This is a genomic window from Bowmanella dokdonensis (genome assembly GCF_017254865.1).
Classification (GTDB): domain Bacteria; phylum Pseudomonadota; class Gammaproteobacteria; order Enterobacterales; family Alteromonadaceae; genus Bowmanella; species Bowmanella dokdonensis.
Genome location: NZ_JAFKCV010000001.1, coordinates 620,836 through 638,425, shown reverse-complemented (window position 1 = coordinate 638,425; position 17,590 = coordinate 620,836). Strand labels below are relative to the sequence as shown.

The window sequence follows — 17,590 nt, the reverse complement described above, 5'->3', positions numbered from 1 at the left end:
GTAGCCTGTAAATGCCAGAAGCCGCTATTGCTAATCCGTCTGACCTGCCCCTGAGGGTCAGCCAGTATTGCCAGAAGGCCATCGAAACCGGCCGGACCAATGCCTTGAATCTCTGGGTGGCAGGGGCACCACTGGACAGGATTCTCACGGAGCTGGTAGAGGCGCTGGAAACCATGGACAGGGATCTGAAGTGCTCCATCATGCTGCTGGATCGCCGCAAGCAAACCCTGCATTCCTTGGTGGGACCGGCCTTACCCGCCGAGTACTGTCAGGCCATCAGCGGTATAAAAATAGGTGCGCAAGTGGGGGCATGCGGTGCCAGTGCCTTTTTGAAATGCACCATTATCGCCACCGATATCCAAACCGATCCCAACTGGATCCCCTTCCGCTCCCTATGCCAGCAACATAATCTGCGGGCCTGCTGGTCACAGCCTATCCTCAGTGCTTCGGGTGACGTATTGGGTACCTTTGGCATGTACTACTCCCAGCCAAGGACACCTTCGGAGGCGGACCGGGAACTGATCGCCATTGAGGCGAGCATCGCTGGTCTGATTATCGAACGGGTACAGGCGGTGGAAAGCCTCAATCAGGACAAGCAGAAACTGGAAAAACAGGTCCAGCAACGTACCTGGGAGCTGACGCAGACCAATAAACGACTCAGGGACGCGTTGGAGCAGCGTAACGAAGTGCAGCAACAACTGCTGGATATTGAAAACCTGTCCTCCCTTGGCACCATGATGTCCAGCCTGACCCATGAGATCAATACCCCACTGGGGGTGGCCATCACGGCGCTCAGCCACCTGCAGAACCTGCAGGACAAATCCCGCCAACAGTTCGAGCTGAACCGAATGACCCGAAGCGGCCTGGGCAGGTTTTACCTCGAAGCCGAAGAGGCCTTGCAGATAGTCGAGCGCAACCTGCAACGTTCTGCAGAGCTCATCAGCACCTTCAAGCAGTTGTCTTTGGATCAGCACAACCAGGAGCAGCGTGAATTCAATGTGAGCGCCTATGTGTGTGAAATACTGCTGTCGCTTAAGCCCAGACTCAAGCACTTCCGCTTACAGTTTTGTCTCGATCTGGATCCTGACCTGACCATTCACAGTTATCCCGGGGCCATCAGCCAGATACTGATCAATCTGATCGTCAATTCCATGTTGCATGCCTTTGAGCCAGGCCACAGAGGCCGTATCCATCTGCGTATTGTCCGGGAGGGTGAAACGCTGCTGCTGGACTACCGGGACGATGGCAAAGGCATGGATAAAACGACCCTGGCGCATATATTTGAGCCCTTTTTTACCTCGGCCAAACATCGCGGCGGCAGCGGCCTGGGCATGCATATCTGCAAGGATCTGGTAGAAAAGCTGCTGGGGGGCAGTATCCGATGTGAGTCCTCATTGGGACAGGGGTGCCGCTTTGTGATTCGTTTTCCTTTCTGAGGTTTGCCGGTCTGAATAAATCAAATCAGGCCGCTTTCTATAGCCTTGAGCACCGCCCGGGTTCTGTCCCGGGCACCCAGTTTGGTCAGCAGCACAGAGACCTGATTTTTGATGGTACCTTCTGATTTAAACAGGGCCTCGGCGATTTCCCTGTTGCTGCAGCCGGCCGCCATCAGGCGCAGAATCCTTTTCTCGTTGTCAGTCAGGGGCTCATCGGGCAGGTAGGGCTCGAAGGGCCGTTCCAGCCCTTGCAAACCCCGCAATACTTTCTCAGTTACCGCGGGCTGGATCAGGGTTTTACCCCCATGAACTGTCTCTATGGCCTCCACCAGGGTTTCAAGGGACACGTCCTTCAGAAGATATCCCTTGGCTCCCGCCTGCACGGATTCCAGGATCAACTTATGATCGTCAAAGGTTGTCAGCATGATAACCGGAATGTGGATGCCGGCCTGCTGCAGTTGCCTCAAGGTGGCTATGCCTGACAGGCGGGGCATACGAATATCCAGCAGGATCACATCCACCGTTGTCTGCTCGAGTATTCCTTGCACCTGATCCCCGTCACTGGCTTCAGCCACCACCTCCAGATGCGCCGACAGGCGTAACAGGCTGTGGATCCCTTCCCTGACCAGGGTCTGGTCGTCCACCAGCAACAGACTGATCATGCCATTTCTCCGGGTAACAGAATGCGGGTATGAAAACCACGAGGGCCGGATTCAAACAAGGCCTGTCCGCACAAACCACTTGCTCTTTCCTGAATGCCCCTGAGGCCATTTCCCGTCCTGAAGCCTGCTATCTTCTGCTGTCCGTTGTCATGAATATCCAGTTGCAGATTCCCCGATGCTTCACTCAGCGAGATGCTGATACGGTCGGCACTGGAATGCTTAAGACTATTGGTCAGACTTTCCTTTACGCACATCAGGATGGCGTGAGCCTGCTCGACGTCCTGCACCTCGGCTTGGATATTCAAGTCCACCTGGATGCGAGGGAGATCGGTGGTCAGTTCCTGAAGGGCTGATTGCAGATCAATCAGGGACTTCTCACGGATTTCTGCCACTGCTTCGCGCACATCGCTGAGCAACAGGCCGGCAATAGCATGACACTTCTCCACTGCCTGCTTGACCTCTCCGTCAGCCTTGCGCCCGGCCACCTGCAGATTGATGGACAACGCGGTCAGGTGATGACCCAGCAGATCATGGATATTACGGGCAATGCGGGTGCGCTCTGCCTGTTTGCCCGCCTGATTGAGCAAGGTCTGAGTGGCCATCAGCTCCCGGTTCAATTGGTTAGCGGCCTCCCTGGCTTTCTGTTCGCGGAGGGTGGTTTGCATGGTCACCAACGCAAACAGGTTGAAGCTCCAGAACAGCAACGCCGTAATCAGGGCATAGTCATGACCCCAGTAAAATGCCTGCGTCAGCCACAACGGCGCTGACCACAGGGGAGACAGCCAAAGCGCCAGGCGAAAGGCGATAAAATGGGGAACAAGGGCGGACCAGACTGCCATCAGTACCGCATTGTACGAATAGGGCACGACTATATACAGGCAGTTCACGATGCCAAACAAGGCGAGTAGCAGAAGCGTGCGGACAAACTGATCATGCCTGAAACCGCCCTCCCGGGTGACCAACAGAAATCCGGCCATATACAGGCTGTACAGGAGAGCAGACAGGTAGACGCGCCAGTGGAACCAACCCAGATCCATTTGCGTGTAGTACAGGGAAGATCCCGCCACCAGAGCCCAGGTAATCATGGCGCTGAGCAACTCGATGCTGATGTTATCCCGCCAGTTAGTCATTGGATTCCTGTCTCCCCCGGTTCATCAATAGATAGTCAACGGCCAGAATAGGGAAGCGTCAAAGCGTTGCCAATAGGCCGAAAGTCATGATTATACCCATGACCAATGGCACTGATATGCAGTTATGCCAACCATTAGACTGGACGCAGTCCATTTAGGAGATTGATCATGCTTGGTCTGCATAACGGCTTATTTATATTCCACATTCTGTTTGGCAGCGCAGCCCTTATTCTGTTCTGGATGCCGGCGCTGACGCCCAAGGGCAGCCTAGATCACATCAGGTTTGGCCGCTACTACGCCAATGTCATGTATGGGGTAGCTCTCAGTGGCGCACTGATGAGTCTGCTGGTGCTCAGCGACCCGCTCTCCATCCATGGACAGCATACGCCAGCACATCAGGCACAGCAGGCTGCCAGCCAGATCAGGGGGTTTTCCTGGTTTCTCCTATACCTCAGTCTGCTGACCCTGACCAGTGTGAGGCACGGCATACTGGTGCTCAAATGCAAACAAAACCGTCAGCTTCTGCGCCAGCCAAAACATTTGCTCCTCACCAGTGGCCTGGTTTTAGGCGGTGGCGCCTTGTTGCTACTGGGGCTTCAGGCCAACAAAGTTTTACATATTATCTTTGCCCTGTTGGGCATGATACTGGGAGGCCAGATGTTACATTACAGCTTTCGCCACCAGTTGACACCGCGCCAGTGGTGGATTGAACACCTGGGGGCCATGATCGGCTCAGGCATCGGTGCTTACACGGCTTTTTTTGCCTTCGGCGGCAGGCAGTTGCTGTCGGGCATTGGCCAATGGCAACTGGCATTTTGGATTGTCCCCGGGGTAGTCGGCGGATTGGTGATCACCTGGCTGGCGCGTAAATATCAGCGACAGTTCTGTGAGCAAAAAGCGCCGACAAGTGACAAGTGACAAGTGACAAGTGACAAGTGACAAGTGTTCAATAATAAATAAGGACAGGGACATGATCAGGACAATGACGTTAATAACATTAGTGTTTTGCGGTCTTGCCCAGGCCAGCCTGGAAGAGGCGAAGGTGGCTTATGAGCAAAATGATTCTGAACAGGCTTTGATCCTGCTTGAAAAGCTGGAACCCTCAGTGGAAGCATTGGTATTACAAGCCAGAATCTGGCTGGACAGGGATCTGGATGAAGCCGAGGAATTGATCGATGCTGCCGTAGAGCAAGCACCAAACCACGCCGGGGCCCATTATGTCCGGGGTATGGTAATGGGCAATCAGGCCAGCAACAGCTTTTTGTCGGCCATCAGCTATGCCGGCAAGTCCCTGGACAGCTTCAAAAAGGCCGTGGAACTGGCCCCGGAAGATGTGGCCTACCGTCAGGGGCTGGCGTCCTTCTACCTGCAGGCACCGGGCATCGCCGGCGGCGATCCGGAACTGGCCCTTGAACAGATTGAGGCGTTGGAAAAACTGGACAGCAAGGCAGCCCTGGAGACACGTCTTAATTATCTTGCCGCCAAGGAAGATGAACAGGGATATGGGCAACAGATGCAGCAGGCCATCGCGGAGTATGGCGATTTGCCGGACTTCTACTTCCAGGCGGGCATGACATTGCAAAGAGAAGAAAACTTCAGTGGCGCCATGGAATACTTCCGCCAGGCCGTGGCCAAAACACCTTCCAACGACGAGAGTCGCCTGGCCTGGTTCAATGCGTTGTATCAGATTGGCCGGACCGCGGTAATCAGCCAGGAGAATGTCCCTGAAGGTATAGCCGCACTGCAACGATTCCTGAACGAAACACCGGCCAAAAGAGGCATACCGGAAGCACACTGGGCCAGGTTCCGCCTGGCCAACCTCTATCAGCTGTCAAATCAGGATGAACAGGCCAAAGCCATCTATCTGGCACTTAATCAGATAGAAGACGATAAACTGGCAAGCCAGGTGAAGAAAAAACTGAAAAAGCTCTGATGCCTGAAATCTGCATGCCCTGTATCAAGGACCTATTGAAATGCGCCCACAGAATGACTATTAAGGGAGCTGCAACCCGATCAGCAAGGAACCACAGTGAGTCTGAAACTCGGCATCGTCATGGATCCCATTGGCTCCATCAAGATAAAAAAAGATACCAGCTTTGCCATGTTGCTGGAAGCCCAGCGGCGTGGCTATGAAATCTACTATATGGAGATGGCTGATCTGTATCTGGATAACGGCCAACCCATGGCCAGTATGCGCAGGCTGAGTGTTGAAGAAAACGAACAGGACTGGTTCAGTCTTGGGGCAACACAGAGGCAATCCCTGGATAGCCTGGATGTCCTGCTGATGCGCAAGGATCCGCCCTTTGACAGTGAATACCTGTATGCCACCCAATTGTTCGAACTGGCCGAGCAACAGGGTCTGCTGGTGGTCAATAAGCCCCAAAGCCTGCGCGATTGTAACGAAAAACTCTTTGCCGCCTGGTTTGCCGAGCACTGCCCGGCTACCCTGGTCACCCGCCAGTCGGTGCTGGTCAGGGAGTTTCATGCCAAGCATAAGGACATTATCTGCAAGCCCCTGGACGGAATGGGCGGCGCATCCATTTTCCGCATTAAAGAAGACGGTAACAACCTTGGGGTGGTCATTGAAACCCTGACCAACCACGGCAAGCGCCTGTGCATGGTACAGGAATACCTGCCGGCCATTGCCGAAGGCGACAAGCGGGTGCTGGTGGTGGACGGCGAAGTCGTCCCCTACTGCCTGGCCCGCCTGCCAAGCCAGGGTGAAACACGGGGCAACCTGGCAGCGGGCGGTAGCGGCCGGCCTCAGCCCCTGTCAGATTCGGACCGCGCCATCGCCGAGGCTATCGCCCCCAGCTTGGTGGAAAAAGGCCTGCTGTTTGTGGGACTGGATATCATCGGTGACAAGCTGACCGAGATAAACGTGACCAGCCCCACCTGCGTAAGGGAAATCGAAGCAGCCTATCCTGTCAATATCGCCGGACAATTATTCGATGCCATTGAAAAACGACGAAATAGTGCCATATAAGGGGTATCGAAACCGGATTGGATCACTAGCATGCAAAGCTTTGAAAATCATTTTCTGATAGCCATGCCCAGCCTGGAGGATCCCTATTTTTCCAGATCACTGACGTATATCTGTGAACACAATGAACATGGGGCCATGGGCATCATCATCAATCAGCCAACCGGCCTGCATCTGAAAGAAATGCTGATGCAGGTGGATGAGACCATTGAGGTCAACGAAGACAAGGCCGAGCAGATCGTCCTGGCCGGCGGACCGGTGAGCCCGGATCGCGGCTTTATCCTTCATACCAGCCAGCCCGGCTGGAGCTCCAGTATGAGCCTCACCTCCGAGATTATGGTCACCACCTCCAAGGACATCCTGAACGTGCTGGGTAACGACAAAGGACCGGATAAAACGTTGGTAGCCCTGGGCTATGCCGGCTGGAGCGCCGGTCAACTGGAAGAAGAGATCCAGAAGAATTCCTGGCTGTTGATAGAAGCCGATACCGAACTGTTGTTCGATGTGCCCGTGCACAGAAAATGGCAGGCCGCAGTACAGAAACTCGGCGTGGATATCTGGCAACTGGCTCCGGGCGCCGGTCATGCGTGATGGTCTGTGAAAAAACAACAGAGGGTTTAGGGGTGAAGCCTCTGTCCTTAGTTATTATTCCTTAACTCCTAACGATTAATCATGACCAACAAAAATCGTACCCTGCTGGGTTTCGACTTCGGAACCAAGAGTATCGGCGTGGCTGCCGGCCAGGAAGTGACCGGCACAGCTGCTCCGCTGGCCGCCCTCAGGGCTGTCGACGGCATCCCTGACTGGGATCAGGTCACGGCGTTGTTTGCACAATGGCAACCGCAGCAGGTAGTAGTGGGATTGCCTTTGAACATGGATGGCACTGAACAGCAGGTGACTCACGGGGCGCGCAAATTCGCCAACCGCCTGCATGCCCGCTTTAAGGTGCCGGTGGCCACCTGTGATGAACGTCTGACCACAGCTGACGCCCGGGCCCGTCTGTTTGAGCTGGGCGGCTTCAAAAAGCTGGACAAGCAAAAGGTAGACAGTGTGGCTGCCTGCCTGATCCTGGAAAGCTGGATGAGCAACCAGATCTGATAGCTGGCGGAATCACCGCCCCTCACCAATAATGGATATCTGACCACTGCACCGATCCTATCGCATGATGTTAAGAGTGCTGTTGATAGCCTTCTTCTGCCCTTTTGTTCTGGCAGTAGAGCCGCTGCGACTGGCTATTTACCTCCCCAGCTTTCCCCCCTACATGTTTTTTACCCCTGAGCGCGCAGAACCCCAGGGCATTGTGGTAGACCTGCTTACGCTGTTCAGCGCCGAAGAGTCCCTGCAACTGGAGTTTGTGGCAGATAATCGCAAAGGGGGAGAACAACGTCTGTACAACGGGGAAGTCAGCGCCATGATTCTCAGTCCTGACTGGGTCAGCCATCCGGATCGGCTGATCTTTTCCCAGCCCATCCTGCCATATAATGACTATCTGTTCAGACTGCAGCGTCCTGACAACACAGAGATCATGCAAGGAAGCACCATCTGCACACGGGAGTATTATGTGTACCCGAATCTCACCGACCTGTTCGACAGCCAATATCTGCTCAGAGTCGATGCCACTGGCGAAGCCAGCCTGCTGAAGATGTTGGAGAACGGCCGCTGCGATTATGCTTACATTCACGACCAGACGGCATACTGGCTGATTGGGCGCGAATTTCCTCAGCTCAAACTGCAGAAGCTGTCCAGCTACATGGCAGAAGATGCCATCCGGCTCGCCTTTCACCCCAGATGGCAACCGGTACTGCAACGGCTGGACAGTTTTATAGACAGGCTAAGGGAAGGGGGTGAGCTGGAAACGCTCAGGAAAAACTACGTTCAGGAATGACGCCAATTCAAGCACATCAGGACATTCAAATAACAAGTGGGGGCAAGCCCCCCACTTGGGTCAGTGGTATATCCGCCGGCTGATGCGGGCATGTCTGGTTTCTTCCATCAGGCGGTTGAACGCCTCCTGGGACAGGTGCACCAGATTGCGATGATCCCCTCCCTCGAAATAGACATCCGCCTGTTCCACCAGCGCGTCATCAACAATACAGTCCATATTGTAGGCGCTGGCCAACGGGGGCACGGCCCCATGTTCACAATCATCGAAACAATCGTACACCTGCCGCTCCTTCATCAGATGATAGCGACCACCCAAAGTGTCGTTGATCACACTCAGATCCAGCTTACTGTCAGCCGGGATCACGGCCATTAATCTGTGTCCCTGTTCGTTTTCCAGCATCACCGCCTTGGCCAGTTTACGGGTGGGCACCTGGGCAGCGATAGCCGAGCCCAGCGAACTGTGCGACGGATGATGGGGCAGGGTTTCATAGGAGACACCACGTTCATCCAGATAGGATGCGATACGACGAGACAGACTCATTACCTTTACCTTTGTTGGGAAAACCCAAGGACAAGTATAGAAGAGCCGGCCGTATCAGGCCCAATCAGCGTGCATTAATTATTTTCCCGTTCCTGAGCGCAATGCCAGCATAGGTCGAAGCTACCGGCGTTTTCTTCCCCACAACCGGGGCAATACCAGTCCTGTCCCACCCCGAGCTCTTTCTGCCAGCGGTGAATAATCTCCTTGGCCCTGGGCAGCCAGCCATCATCTGTAATCCAGACTTCCGGCCAGCAGTCAAAGGGGCTGAGATCCCCGGCCCCGCCAATGGCAAACTCATTCTTGATAAAGCAGGGAATGTTTCTGTCCTCCAGCAGTTGCCTGACCTGCCAGACCAGGAAGCGATCTTCGCTGGCAAATACTTTGATCAACTTAGCTAATCGTCCATATCGATGGACACATTGGACAGGGAGCCCAGGCCTGGCCCTTCGTCCTTGTCCAGTTTGATCATCAGACGCAGGTCATTGGGCGAGTCCGCATGGTGCAACGCCTGATCCAGGCTGACCTTGCCGGCCTTGTACATATCGAACAGCGCCATATCGAAGGTCTGCATACCCATCTCGCGGCCTTTTTGCATGGCCTCCTTCAATCCACCAATCTCATTGCGCTGAATAAGATCGCGCACAAAGGGAGAGTTGAGCAATACCTCGATAGCCGCCATCCTGCCCTTGCCGTCAATGGTGGGCACCAGTTGCTGGGCGACGATAGCGCGGATATTCAGGCTCAGATCGAAACGCAGCTTTTCATGCTGATCCGGCGGTGCCAGATGCATAATACGCTCGATGGCCTGGTTGGCATTGTTGGCGTGCAATGTGGCCACACATAAATGACCTGTATCGGCAAAAGACATGGCATATTCCATGGTTTCCATGGAACGGATCTCACCGATGAGGATCACATCCGGCGCCTGTCGCAGCGAGCTTTTCAGTGCATCGTCAAAAGATTTGGTATCGATACCCACTTCCCGCTGGGTGACCACACAGTTGGCGTGTTCATGGACGAATTCGATGGGATCTTCAATGGTCAGGATATGTCCGTGGGAATTCTGGTTGCGATGGCCAATAAGGGCCGCCAGGGAGGTGGACTTACCGGTGCCGGTGGCACCGACAAACAGCACCAGCCCACGTTTAGCCATGATGATGTCCTTGAGAACCGGCGGCAAACCCAGCTCATCCACCTTGGGGATCTGGGTGACAATGCGACGAATAACCATGCCGGCCAGATCCCGCTGCCAGAACGCGCTGACCCGGAAACGACCCACTCCGTCCATGGCTACGGCAAAATTACATTCTTTGGTTTCGTCGAATTCCCGCTTCTGCTTGTCACTCATCAGGCTCTGTACCAGTGTCAGTGAATCGTCTGCCGACAGCAAGTGCTCGTCAAGTGGGCTCATCCGGCCGTTGATCTTGACGCTGACCGGAAAACCCACGGTCACAAACAGGTCGGATGCGCCGGCATCGACCATCATCTCCAGATAAGGATGCATCTGCATGGGGCGCTCCTAGTATTTAGGTTGCTTGTCGATTGAACGTGCCGCCGCATCCTGTGCGCTGATCTGACCCAACGCCACCAGACGTTGCAGACACTGATCCATGGTCTGCATGCCATGGGCCTGTCCGGTCTGAATCACAGAGTACATCTGCGGTACCTTGTCTTCGCGGATCAGGTTACGTATAGCCGGGATACCAATCATGATCTCATGGGCGGCAATTCGTCCACCACCGACTTTTTTCAGCAGGTTCTGGGAGATAACCGCGCGCAGTGATTCTGACAGCATGGAGCGGACCATGGCTTTTTCCTCCGCGGGAAACACATCGATGATACGGTCGATGGTCTTGGGCGCCGAGTTAGTGTGCAGGGTACCGAAGACCAGATGACCGGTTTCCGCCGCCGATATGGCCAGGCGAATGGTTTCCAGGTCCCGCAGTTCCCCTACCAGAATCACATCGGGATCCTCACGCAGGGCGCTGCGCAGGGCATTGTTAAAACTGTGGGTGTCACGGTGCACTTCCCGCTGGTTTATGAGGCTCATCTTGTTTTCATGCACGAACTCTATGGGATCCTCAATGGTCAGGATGTGCTCGCGCTTGTTGCTGTTGATGTGGTCAATCATGGCGGCCAGGGTGGTACTCTTACCCGAACCCGTGGCCCCCGTTACCAGCACAATACCGGTTGGCTGGTTAATGATGTCTTTGAATATCTGTGGTGCGCCCAGATCATCCAGGGTCAGAACCTTACTGGGAATGGTCCGCAGTACCGCCGCTGCACCACGGTTCTGGATAAAGGCATTGACACGAAACCGCGACAGGCCTTTCACTTCGAAGGAGAAGTCCGTTTCCAGGTTTTCCTCGTATTCTTTACGCTGGTTGTCATTCATGATCTCATAGACCAGCGCGTGGACCTGCTTGTGATCCATGGCGGGAATGTTCAGGCGACGCATCTCACCGTCGACCCGGATGATAGGGGGAAGCCCTGCGGACAAATGCAAGTCCGAGGCATTGTTCTTGACACTAAAGGCTAAAAGTTCGGTGATATCCACAGCCTGCTCCGTCGGTTAACAAGTTGAAAACCTTACTGGTATACCATAGATTGTCGGCAAGTTGAGTATGCTGATACATAACTCATCAACACCTAGATGCATCGCCAGAGCCTTGAATGAATAACATAGCAGAACGCCTACAAAGCGCCCGACAACGCATACAGAACCTGTGTAAGCAGGCCGGCAAATCCGCCGGGCCGGTGAAATTGCTGGCAGTGAGCAAAACCAAGCCCGTCGACGATATCCGCGCCGCCTACCAGGCCGGCCAGCGCTTGTTTGGTGAAAATTATGTGCAGGAGGGAGTGGAGAAGATTCAGCAGTTGTCTGATCTTACCGATCTGGAGTGGCACTTTATCGGTCCCCTGCAATCCAACAAGACCCGCCAGGTTGCCGAACATTTTGCCTGGGTGCAGTCAGTGGACAGGCTGAAGATTGCCCGGCGCCTGAGTGAACAGCGTCCCGCCACAATGCCCCCTCTGAACCTGTTGCTGCAGATCAATATCAGTGCCGAACAGTCCAAGGCGGGGGTGGCCGACGAAACGGAGTTGATGGCCCTGGCCGCAGAGGTTAACGCTCTGCCTCACCTGACACTCAGAGGACTGATGGCGATACCGGCTGCCGACCTGGATCCAGCAGACCAAATCCGGGTTTTTGAGCAGATGCAGCGTCTTTTCGTCAAACTGAAACAGCAATACGTTCAGATAGATACCCTGTCCATGGGTATGTCGGGTGACATGCAGGCGGCCATTCAAGCCGGCTCGACTATGGTAAGATTGGGTACAGCCATCTTTGGCGAGCGGCACAAAGCCGCAGACGATTGATATTGGACCACCCATTCCCAAGGACAAACAGAAACCTGAGTGACCAGAGCCGCCAGCAGGCAGGTTATCTCCCCGGCATATTCTGTCGCATCTGCAGTTTCTCTATGCGGTGTCCTGGGAGTTTCAGGAGTGGCAAAAACAGGAAAGCAAATGCAACATAGAAAAATCGCCTTTATCGGTGCGGGCAACATGAGCCGCAGCATTATCAGTGGCATGGTTAAAAGTGGTTATCCGGCGACGCTGGTTACCGCCAGCAATCCCTCCCGGCCCAAATTGGAAGCCCTGCACACCGATTTCGGTATCCAGATTACCCAGGACAACCACCAGGCGGTCAATCAGTCCGAAGTCGTGGTACTGGCCGTGAAACCCCAACTGATGGAGGAAGTCTGCCAGGATCTGCAACAGGCTGAATTGTCCGGCAGGCTGTTTGTTTCCATTGCCGCCGGTATCCAGTCGGCCAGATTGCAGCAGATGCTGGGCGGTGACTATCCGGTGGTGCGCACTATGCCCAATACGCCAAGTGCACTGGGCAAAGGCATGACCGGCCTGTATGCGGACAGTCAGGTGAAGGAGGATGATCGCCGCTTTGCTGCCGCTCTGCTGGAGCAGGTGGGTGAAGTGGCCTGGGTAGAGAAAGAGTCCATGATCGATGGCGTTATAGCTGCCGCCGGCAGCAGTCCGGCTTATTTCTTCCTGTTTCTGGAAGCCATGCAGGAGGAAGCCATGCGTCTGGGCTTCGATCGCCAGACTTCCCGTTTGCTCGTTCAGCAGGCCATGCTGGGGGCGGCAGAAATGGTTTGTCACAATCCCAACCTTGAATTGGCTGAGCTGCGTGCCCAGGTTACTTCCAAAGGGGGGACCACCTATGCCGCAGTCAACCACTTTGAACAGAACGGACTGCGAGAACTGGTCTCCGGAGCCATGCAGGCGGCGGTGCAAAGAGCGGCCCAGATGAGTAATGAGTTTTAACAGCGTTTACGGCGAAGGAGCCACAAAGGTATGAATTCAGTGAATTTTCTGGTCAGCGTTCTGTTCGACCTTTATCTGATGGTAGTGATTCTCCGGCTCTGGCTGCAACTGGCCAGAGCCGATTTCTACAATCCGTTCAGCCAGTTTGTGGTCAAAGCCACCCATCCGCTGGTCGGTCCTATGCGGCGCCTGCTGCCGTCGGTGGGCAGATTGGATACTGCCACCCTGGTGCTGGCATTGCTGGTAGCCATGGCCAAGGTGTTTGTTTTGACCATGATGACCGGCACGGTAGGCCTGAATCCGCTTAACCTGTTGATAACTGCCAGCCTGATTGTGATCAAGGAGACCTTTTCCCTCATGTTCTGGGTCCTGATCATTCGAGCCATTCTGAGCTGGGTGAGCCAGGGCAGAAATCCCATTGAACTGGTGCTCCACCAGTTGACCGAGCCCATGCTGGCGCCCATCCGCCGTATCATCCCTCCGCTGGGGGGCCTGGATCTGTCCGTTTTGGTGGCCATCATCGCACTGCAGTTCCTGCAAATTCTGTTTCAGGATATGCTCGGCTATCTCTAGGGCGGGCCGAAGTGCCTGCCCGATTGCCAGCGGCTGCCTGCCAGTTAATATCCGCTCTCCTTCTTTTCCGCTCAGGCGCTATACTTGTCTGACCCGGTCTAGTTTTAGGAAACCTTATGAAATTACTGAAATTTTTACCCTTGCTGGCTTGGCTGTGGATGCCCTCGGTGGCACAGGCTGAACAGATGGTCAAACTGGGTGACTGGGACGTCCACTATATGGCGCTGACCAGCAGTTTTCTGACACCGGAGGTGGCCAGAACCTACGGTATCCAGCGCAGCAAGTACAATGCCCTGATCAACATTTCCGTGCTGGATGCCCAGAGCAAAAAGCCGCAGAATCTGGTTGTGGAGGGAGTCGCAAAAAATCTGCTTGGCACTACCAAGAAGTTGAATTTCAAGGAAATCATTGAAGGTGAGGCAATCTACTACATTGCCGTCCTACCTTTTCGTGATCAGGAACAATATAACTTCATTATCGAGCTGAGCGACGGCAACCAGCAAGAGGTGCTGAGCTTCAGGCAAAAATTCTACGCCGATTAACGCCCAATACTAACCAATGGCTGATATGGGTATGACGTGCTGAAGACCATTCGTTCACAGTTTATGCTGGCTCTTGGCCTGCTCATCACCCTGTTCCTGGCCAAGAGTCTTTTGTCTTTCAATATCCAGAGCTCCTTTATCGACACGCTCGACAATGCCAAGCAGTCCGTAACCGATTTAAGTCTGGTCCGTGAGCTGCAGCGGGATATTCTGGATCTTCAGCGGAATCTGTTGATCTTTAAGGAGAAACCTACTGATGCCAATGCGTTCCGCTTCGAGGCGGTGCTGGCCCGCCTGAAAGAAAATCTGCAAAAGCTGGCCTTGATGGACCTGCCGGAAGACTACCGGCAGTATCCACTCCGGCTGGAAGAATATCTGCTGCAATATGCAAAGAGTTTCGCCGAAGTCAGGCGGGACAGACACCAGCGTGATGATCTGTTGGAAAAACAGCTCAAAGAGGAATTTGTCACCGTCAGGGAGCTGCTGGTTGAGTTGCAAACCCGGCTGGATGGACCTCAACAGGTAATTCTCAGGCGCGCCAAAGAACAGACAGACAAGGCCGAGATGGCCTATCTGAATTATCTGCTCACTCCTGACTTCACCGATGTATCAGGCTTCAACAACGGATTGCTCAAGGGTATCCAGGGACTTCGGACCCTGCCGGAGTCCGAGCCCCGCGACAAACTGCTGGTGTTGCTGAACAGCCTGCTGGCGCAGTTTGAACACCTGACCCGACTCACCCGTAACTATGATTTCCTGGTCAATGTGACCATGGCCGGCTCGGCCAATGAATTCCTGTACCTGGTCAGGGATCTGAACAACATGCTGACCACCAGGCTGACCAGTATGGGCGACGAGGTACTGGCCGAGGTCAGACATAATCAATGGCAGAGCGACCTGTTTTCACTCGGCGGCATACTGATCGCCGTCCTGACCGCTTTATATTTTTCCAGACGCATTACCCATCCGGTCAACCACCTGACCCGTGTATTCAGGGCGCTGGCCCGGGACGAAGCAGTGGATCATATTCCACAACTCAGGCGCAAGGATGAAATCGGCATGCTGGCCCGGGCGGCCGATGTCTTCCGGGCCAGGAATGAGCAGACCAAACATCTGCTCGCACAGGCGCAGCAATTGATTGAACAACAGGAAAAACTCAACCAGGAGTTGGCAGACGAGAAACAGCGCGCCGAAGCGGCGACCTTATCCAAGAGTGTTTTTCTGGCCAATATGAGCCATGAGATCCGCACCCCCATGAACGGCATCATCGGGCTGGTGGAATTATGCCTGCAGACCCGCGTTACCAACAAACAACGGGAATACCTGCAAAAGGTCGCCCAGTCTTCCACTATCCTGATGAGCCTGATCAATGACATCCTGGATTTTTCCAAGATTGAAGCCGGCAAACTGAAGATTGAACAGATTGCTTTTCCCACCGAGTCCCTGCTCGAAAACGTGCTGTCCAATGCCGGTATGCGTGCGAGGGAAAAGAATCTGAATATTTTTTGTTATGCTTCGCCAGATTTGCCCGACACCCTGATCGGCGATCCATTGCGGTTAACCCAGATAATGCTCAATCTGACCAGCAATGCGATCAAGTTCACCGAGACCGGTCAGGTCAACCTGCGTCTGATGCATGAACCGACGGAGGAGAATGGGCTGAACCTGATACTGGAAGTTCAGGACACAGGCATTGGTATCAGCGAAAGCCAGCGAGGTGAAATTTTTACTGCCTTTACCCAGGCAGATGGGTCCACCAGTCGGCGCTTTGGCGGTACCGGCCTTGGATTGTCTATTGTCAGGCACTTGTGCGAGATGATGGAGGGCGACATCCAGGTGCAGTCCGAGCTGGGACAGGGGAGCTGTTTCCGTGTGCGATTACCACTGCAAGCAGGCGGGGCCCCCGGACCGCTGATCCCCTCCTATCCCCTGCCTGGCAGGCTGGCCTATCTCAACAAGGGGCAGACCGGTTATGTGGACTACCGCTACCTGCAGGCGCTGGCCGGAGACTACCAGCATTTTCCCTATGCGGATCTGGACAGCCTGAGACTGCTGATGGAAAGACAGGACTGTCTGTTGGTGGATATCGGCAGTAAAGAGCAGTTCAGTATCCTCGCTCCCCATCTGGAAACATTGGCCGACAAGGGAGTCAGGATAGGGATAGTGACGGCGACCCAACCACACCCCCTGCCGGATTTCATCCGGGAGACGTCCGGTTTTTCCTGCCTCTCCCATCCTTTTACCCCAAGCCAGTTTGGAAGGTTTATCACAGGGCTTCTCAACAAAGACAAGCGCAAAGGCCCCGTTAAAAACGCTTCCGGCCTGCCAAAGTTAAGCGGGCACTTGCTGTTGGTGGAGGATAATCCCATCAATCAACTGGTAGTGGGGGAAATGTTGAAGAGCATGGGGCTGACTTACGATTTGGCAGAAGATGGCCGGCAGGCGGTCAACAAAATAAACAACAGTCCTCATTATGATCTGGTGTTGATGGACATCCAGATGCCTGAGCTGGATGGCTACCGGGCCACACGGGAACTCAGGGAACAGGGCTTTGACAAACTGACCATCTGTGGCCTGTCTGCCAACGCCCTGCCCCAGGACAGGGAAAAGGCTGAACAGGCGGGTATGAATGATTATCTGACCAAACCTATCCGCCGGGACGAGCTGTTTGACTGCCTGGAAAAATACCTGTCTCCGTCCACAGCCGCCGATCAGAACTCATAACTGACGGCCGCCACCCATTGCAGATCGCGATCTGCATCGACGATGGGCGAGTCAGTAATCGTATTGTCATATTCGGACCATTTCAGCGAAGTAAATGCCTGCCAGCGTTTATCTATCTGATACATGAGGGTCACCGAAGCATAGGGATTCAGGGCACTGTCGGCCTGATAAGGCGCAAACTGGCTGCTCTCGCCGCTATCCACGCCGTAGTAGTAATCCACTGTATCGCTGTCAGCGAAAGTGACCCCCAGCTCAGGGCTGATAAATAGCTGCGGGCTGAGCTGATAGCGGCGTTGTAACGCCAACTCCAGTTGCCAGCCCCTGGCATTGCCGGTAATGTCATGACCGGCGGACAGCACTGCGGTGGCAAAATCCAGGTCGGCCTTTATTTCAAGGCCAAGTAAGGCACTGAACTTTCTGTCGTTCAAGGTACGCATGGCCGGGGTGTCTGCGTCATCGGCATCGAAAAAGTCGAAGCCCGGGCGCAGAAAAGTGCTCAGTTGGATGCTGTCAGTTTCATACAGATCATAGTTGAAAGAGACCCCGGTGAAGCGAAAGTCTTCGGACTCATAACTGATCAGGGGGAGCAGCAGAAAATCATCCGCTTCTCCCAGGTAAGGGGACTTGGCGCTGATCATCCCCAATCCAAGGCCCCAGGTACCTTCAGCGGTCGCCTGACCACTCATCGTCAGCGCCAGAACCGTTGCCAACAAGCTGCGTTTCATTTCTCTCTCCATTAGTTTGTTCGACCAACGCTATGCTAATGGG

Annotated in this window: 19 protein-coding genes; 12 read left to right on the top strand and 7 right to left on the bottom strand. The window is 54.4% G+C overall.

Going from position 1 to position 17,590, the window contains the following annotated elements:
- The first annotated feature begins 11 nt into the window (after positions 1-11).
- The gene (locus tag J0A66_RS02945; RefSeq protein WP_206572262.1) at positions 12-1,436 is read left to right on the top strand and encodes a sensor histidine kinase; all 1,425 of its coding nucleotides are present in this window, start codon (positions 12-14) and stop codon (positions 1,434-1,436) included.
- A gap of 20 nt (positions 1,437-1,456) precedes the next feature.
- Here J0A66_RS02945 and J0A66_RS02940 read toward each other — a convergent pair whose 3' ends face one another.
- Both J0A66_RS02940 and J0A66_RS02935 read right to left on the bottom strand, forming a co-directional pair.
- On the bottom strand, positions 1,457-2,098 hold the full coding sequence (locus tag J0A66_RS02940) for a response regulator (protein ID WP_206572261.1): 642 nt from the start codon (positions 2,096-2,098) through the stop codon (positions 1,457-1,459).
- The gene (locus tag J0A66_RS02935) at positions 2,095-3,228 is read right to left on the bottom strand and encodes a sensor histidine kinase (RefSeq protein WP_206572260.1); all 1,134 of its coding nucleotides are present in this window, start codon (positions 3,226-3,228) and stop codon (positions 2,095-2,097) included. The genes J0A66_RS02940 and J0A66_RS02935 overlap by 4 nt, the downstream gene beginning before the upstream one ends.
- A gap of 168 nt (positions 3,229-3,396) precedes the next feature.
- Here J0A66_RS02935 and J0A66_RS02930 point away from each other — a divergent pair, with 168 nt between their 5' ends.
- The 6 genes from J0A66_RS02930 (at position 3,397) to J0A66_RS02905 (ending at position 8,096) form a co-directional block, all read left to right on the top strand.
- Positions 3,397-4,146, top strand: a complete 750-nt coding sequence (locus J0A66_RS02930; RefSeq protein WP_206572259.1) for a hypothetical protein — start codon at positions 3,397-3,399, stop codon at positions 4,144-4,146.
- A 64-nt stretch (positions 4,147-4,210) separates the two neighbouring features.
- Positions 4,211-5,161, top strand: a complete 951-nt coding sequence (locus tag J0A66_RS02925; RefSeq protein ID WP_206572258.1) for a tetratricopeptide repeat protein — start codon at positions 4,211-4,213, stop codon at positions 5,159-5,161.
- 96 nt (positions 5,162-5,257) lie between these two features.
- The gene (gene gshB, locus J0A66_RS02920; RefSeq protein ID WP_206572257.1) at positions 5,258-6,214 is read left to right on the top strand and encodes a glutathione synthase; all 957 of its coding nucleotides are present in this window, start codon (positions 5,258-5,260) and stop codon (positions 6,212-6,214) included.
- Between the two features lie 30 nt (positions 6,215-6,244).
- Positions 6,245-6,802 carry a YqgE/AlgH family protein gene (locus J0A66_RS02915; RefSeq protein WP_206572256.1) on the top strand — a complete coding sequence of 186 codons (558 nt, stop codon included), beginning with the start codon at positions 6,245-6,247 and terminating at the stop codon, positions 6,800-6,802.
- Between the two features lie 81 nt (positions 6,803-6,883).
- On the top strand, positions 6,884-7,309 hold the full coding sequence (gene ruvX / locus J0A66_RS02910) for a Holliday junction resolvase RuvX (RefSeq protein WP_206572255.1): 426 nt from the start codon (positions 6,884-6,886) through the stop codon (positions 7,307-7,309).
- Between the two features lie 76 nt (positions 7,310-7,385).
- On the top strand, positions 7,386-8,096 hold the full coding sequence (locus J0A66_RS02905) for a transporter substrate-binding domain-containing protein (protein WP_206572254.1): 711 nt from the start codon (positions 7,386-7,388) through the stop codon (positions 8,094-8,096).
- A 60-nt stretch (positions 8,097-8,156) separates the two neighbouring features.
- On the opposite strand, the gene J0A66_RS02900 is transcribed toward J0A66_RS02905, so the two are convergent.
- From J0A66_RS02900 to J0A66_RS02885, 4 genes are all read right to left on the bottom strand, one after another.
- Positions 8,157-8,636, bottom strand: coding sequence for an aminoacyl-tRNA deacylase (locus J0A66_RS02900; protein WP_241263954.1), 480 nt, complete (start codon positions 8,634-8,636; stop codon positions 8,157-8,159).
- A gap of 74 nt (positions 8,637-8,710) precedes the next feature.
- Complete coding sequence (locus J0A66_RS02895) at positions 8,711-9,025, bottom strand: putative signal transducing protein (RefSeq protein ID WP_241263953.1); 315 nt, start codon at positions 9,023-9,025, stop codon at positions 8,711-8,713.
- A 5-nt stretch (positions 9,026-9,030) separates the two neighbouring features.
- Complete coding sequence (locus J0A66_RS02890; protein WP_206572253.1) at positions 9,031-10,146, bottom strand: PilT/PilU family type 4a pilus ATPase; 1,116 nt, start codon at positions 10,144-10,146, stop codon at positions 9,031-9,033.
- 9 nt (positions 10,147-10,155) lie between these two features.
- Entirely contained in the window at positions 10,156-11,193 is a 1,038-nt protein-coding gene (locus J0A66_RS02885) for a PilT/PilU family type 4a pilus ATPase (protein WP_206572252.1), read from the bottom strand.
- A 116-nt stretch (positions 11,194-11,309) separates the two neighbouring features.
- Here J0A66_RS02885 and J0A66_RS02880 point away from each other — a divergent pair, with 116 nt between their 5' ends.
- The 5 genes from J0A66_RS02880 (at position 11,310) to J0A66_RS02860 (ending at position 16,822) form a co-directional block, all read left to right on the top strand.
- Positions 11,310-12,014: a YggS family pyridoxal phosphate-dependent enzyme gene (locus tag J0A66_RS02880; protein WP_206572251.1), complete on the top strand. Its 705-nt coding sequence runs from the start codon at positions 11,310-11,312 to the stop codon at positions 12,012-12,014.
- Positions 12,015-12,164: 150 nt separating this feature from the next.
- The gene (proC, locus tag J0A66_RS02875) at positions 12,165-12,983 is read left to right on the top strand and encodes a pyrroline-5-carboxylate reductase (protein ID WP_206572250.1); all 819 of its coding nucleotides are present in this window, start codon (positions 12,165-12,167) and stop codon (positions 12,981-12,983) included.
- Between the two features lie 30 nt (positions 12,984-13,013).
- Positions 13,014-13,556, top strand: coding sequence for a YggT family protein (locus J0A66_RS02870; RefSeq protein WP_206572249.1), 543 nt, complete (start codon positions 13,014-13,016; stop codon positions 13,554-13,556).
- A gap of 116 nt (positions 13,557-13,672) precedes the next feature.
- The gene (locus tag J0A66_RS02865) at positions 13,673-14,098 is read left to right on the top strand and encodes a DUF4426 domain-containing protein (RefSeq protein WP_206572248.1); all 426 of its coding nucleotides are present in this window, start codon (positions 13,673-13,675) and stop codon (positions 14,096-14,098) included.
- Between the two features lie 36 nt (positions 14,099-14,134).
- The gene (locus tag J0A66_RS02860) at positions 14,135-16,822 is read left to right on the top strand and encodes an ATP-binding protein (protein WP_206572247.1); all 2,688 of its coding nucleotides are present in this window, start codon (positions 14,135-14,137) and stop codon (positions 16,820-16,822) included.
- Here J0A66_RS02860 and J0A66_RS02855 read toward each other — a convergent pair.
- On the bottom strand, positions 16,810-17,547 hold the full coding sequence (locus J0A66_RS02855) for a MipA/OmpV family protein (RefSeq protein WP_206572246.1): 738 nt from the start codon (positions 17,545-17,547) through the stop codon (positions 16,810-16,812). The two genes, J0A66_RS02860 and J0A66_RS02855, sit on opposite strands and share 13 nt — an antisense overlap.
- Positions 17,548-17,590 lie beyond the last annotated feature (43 nt).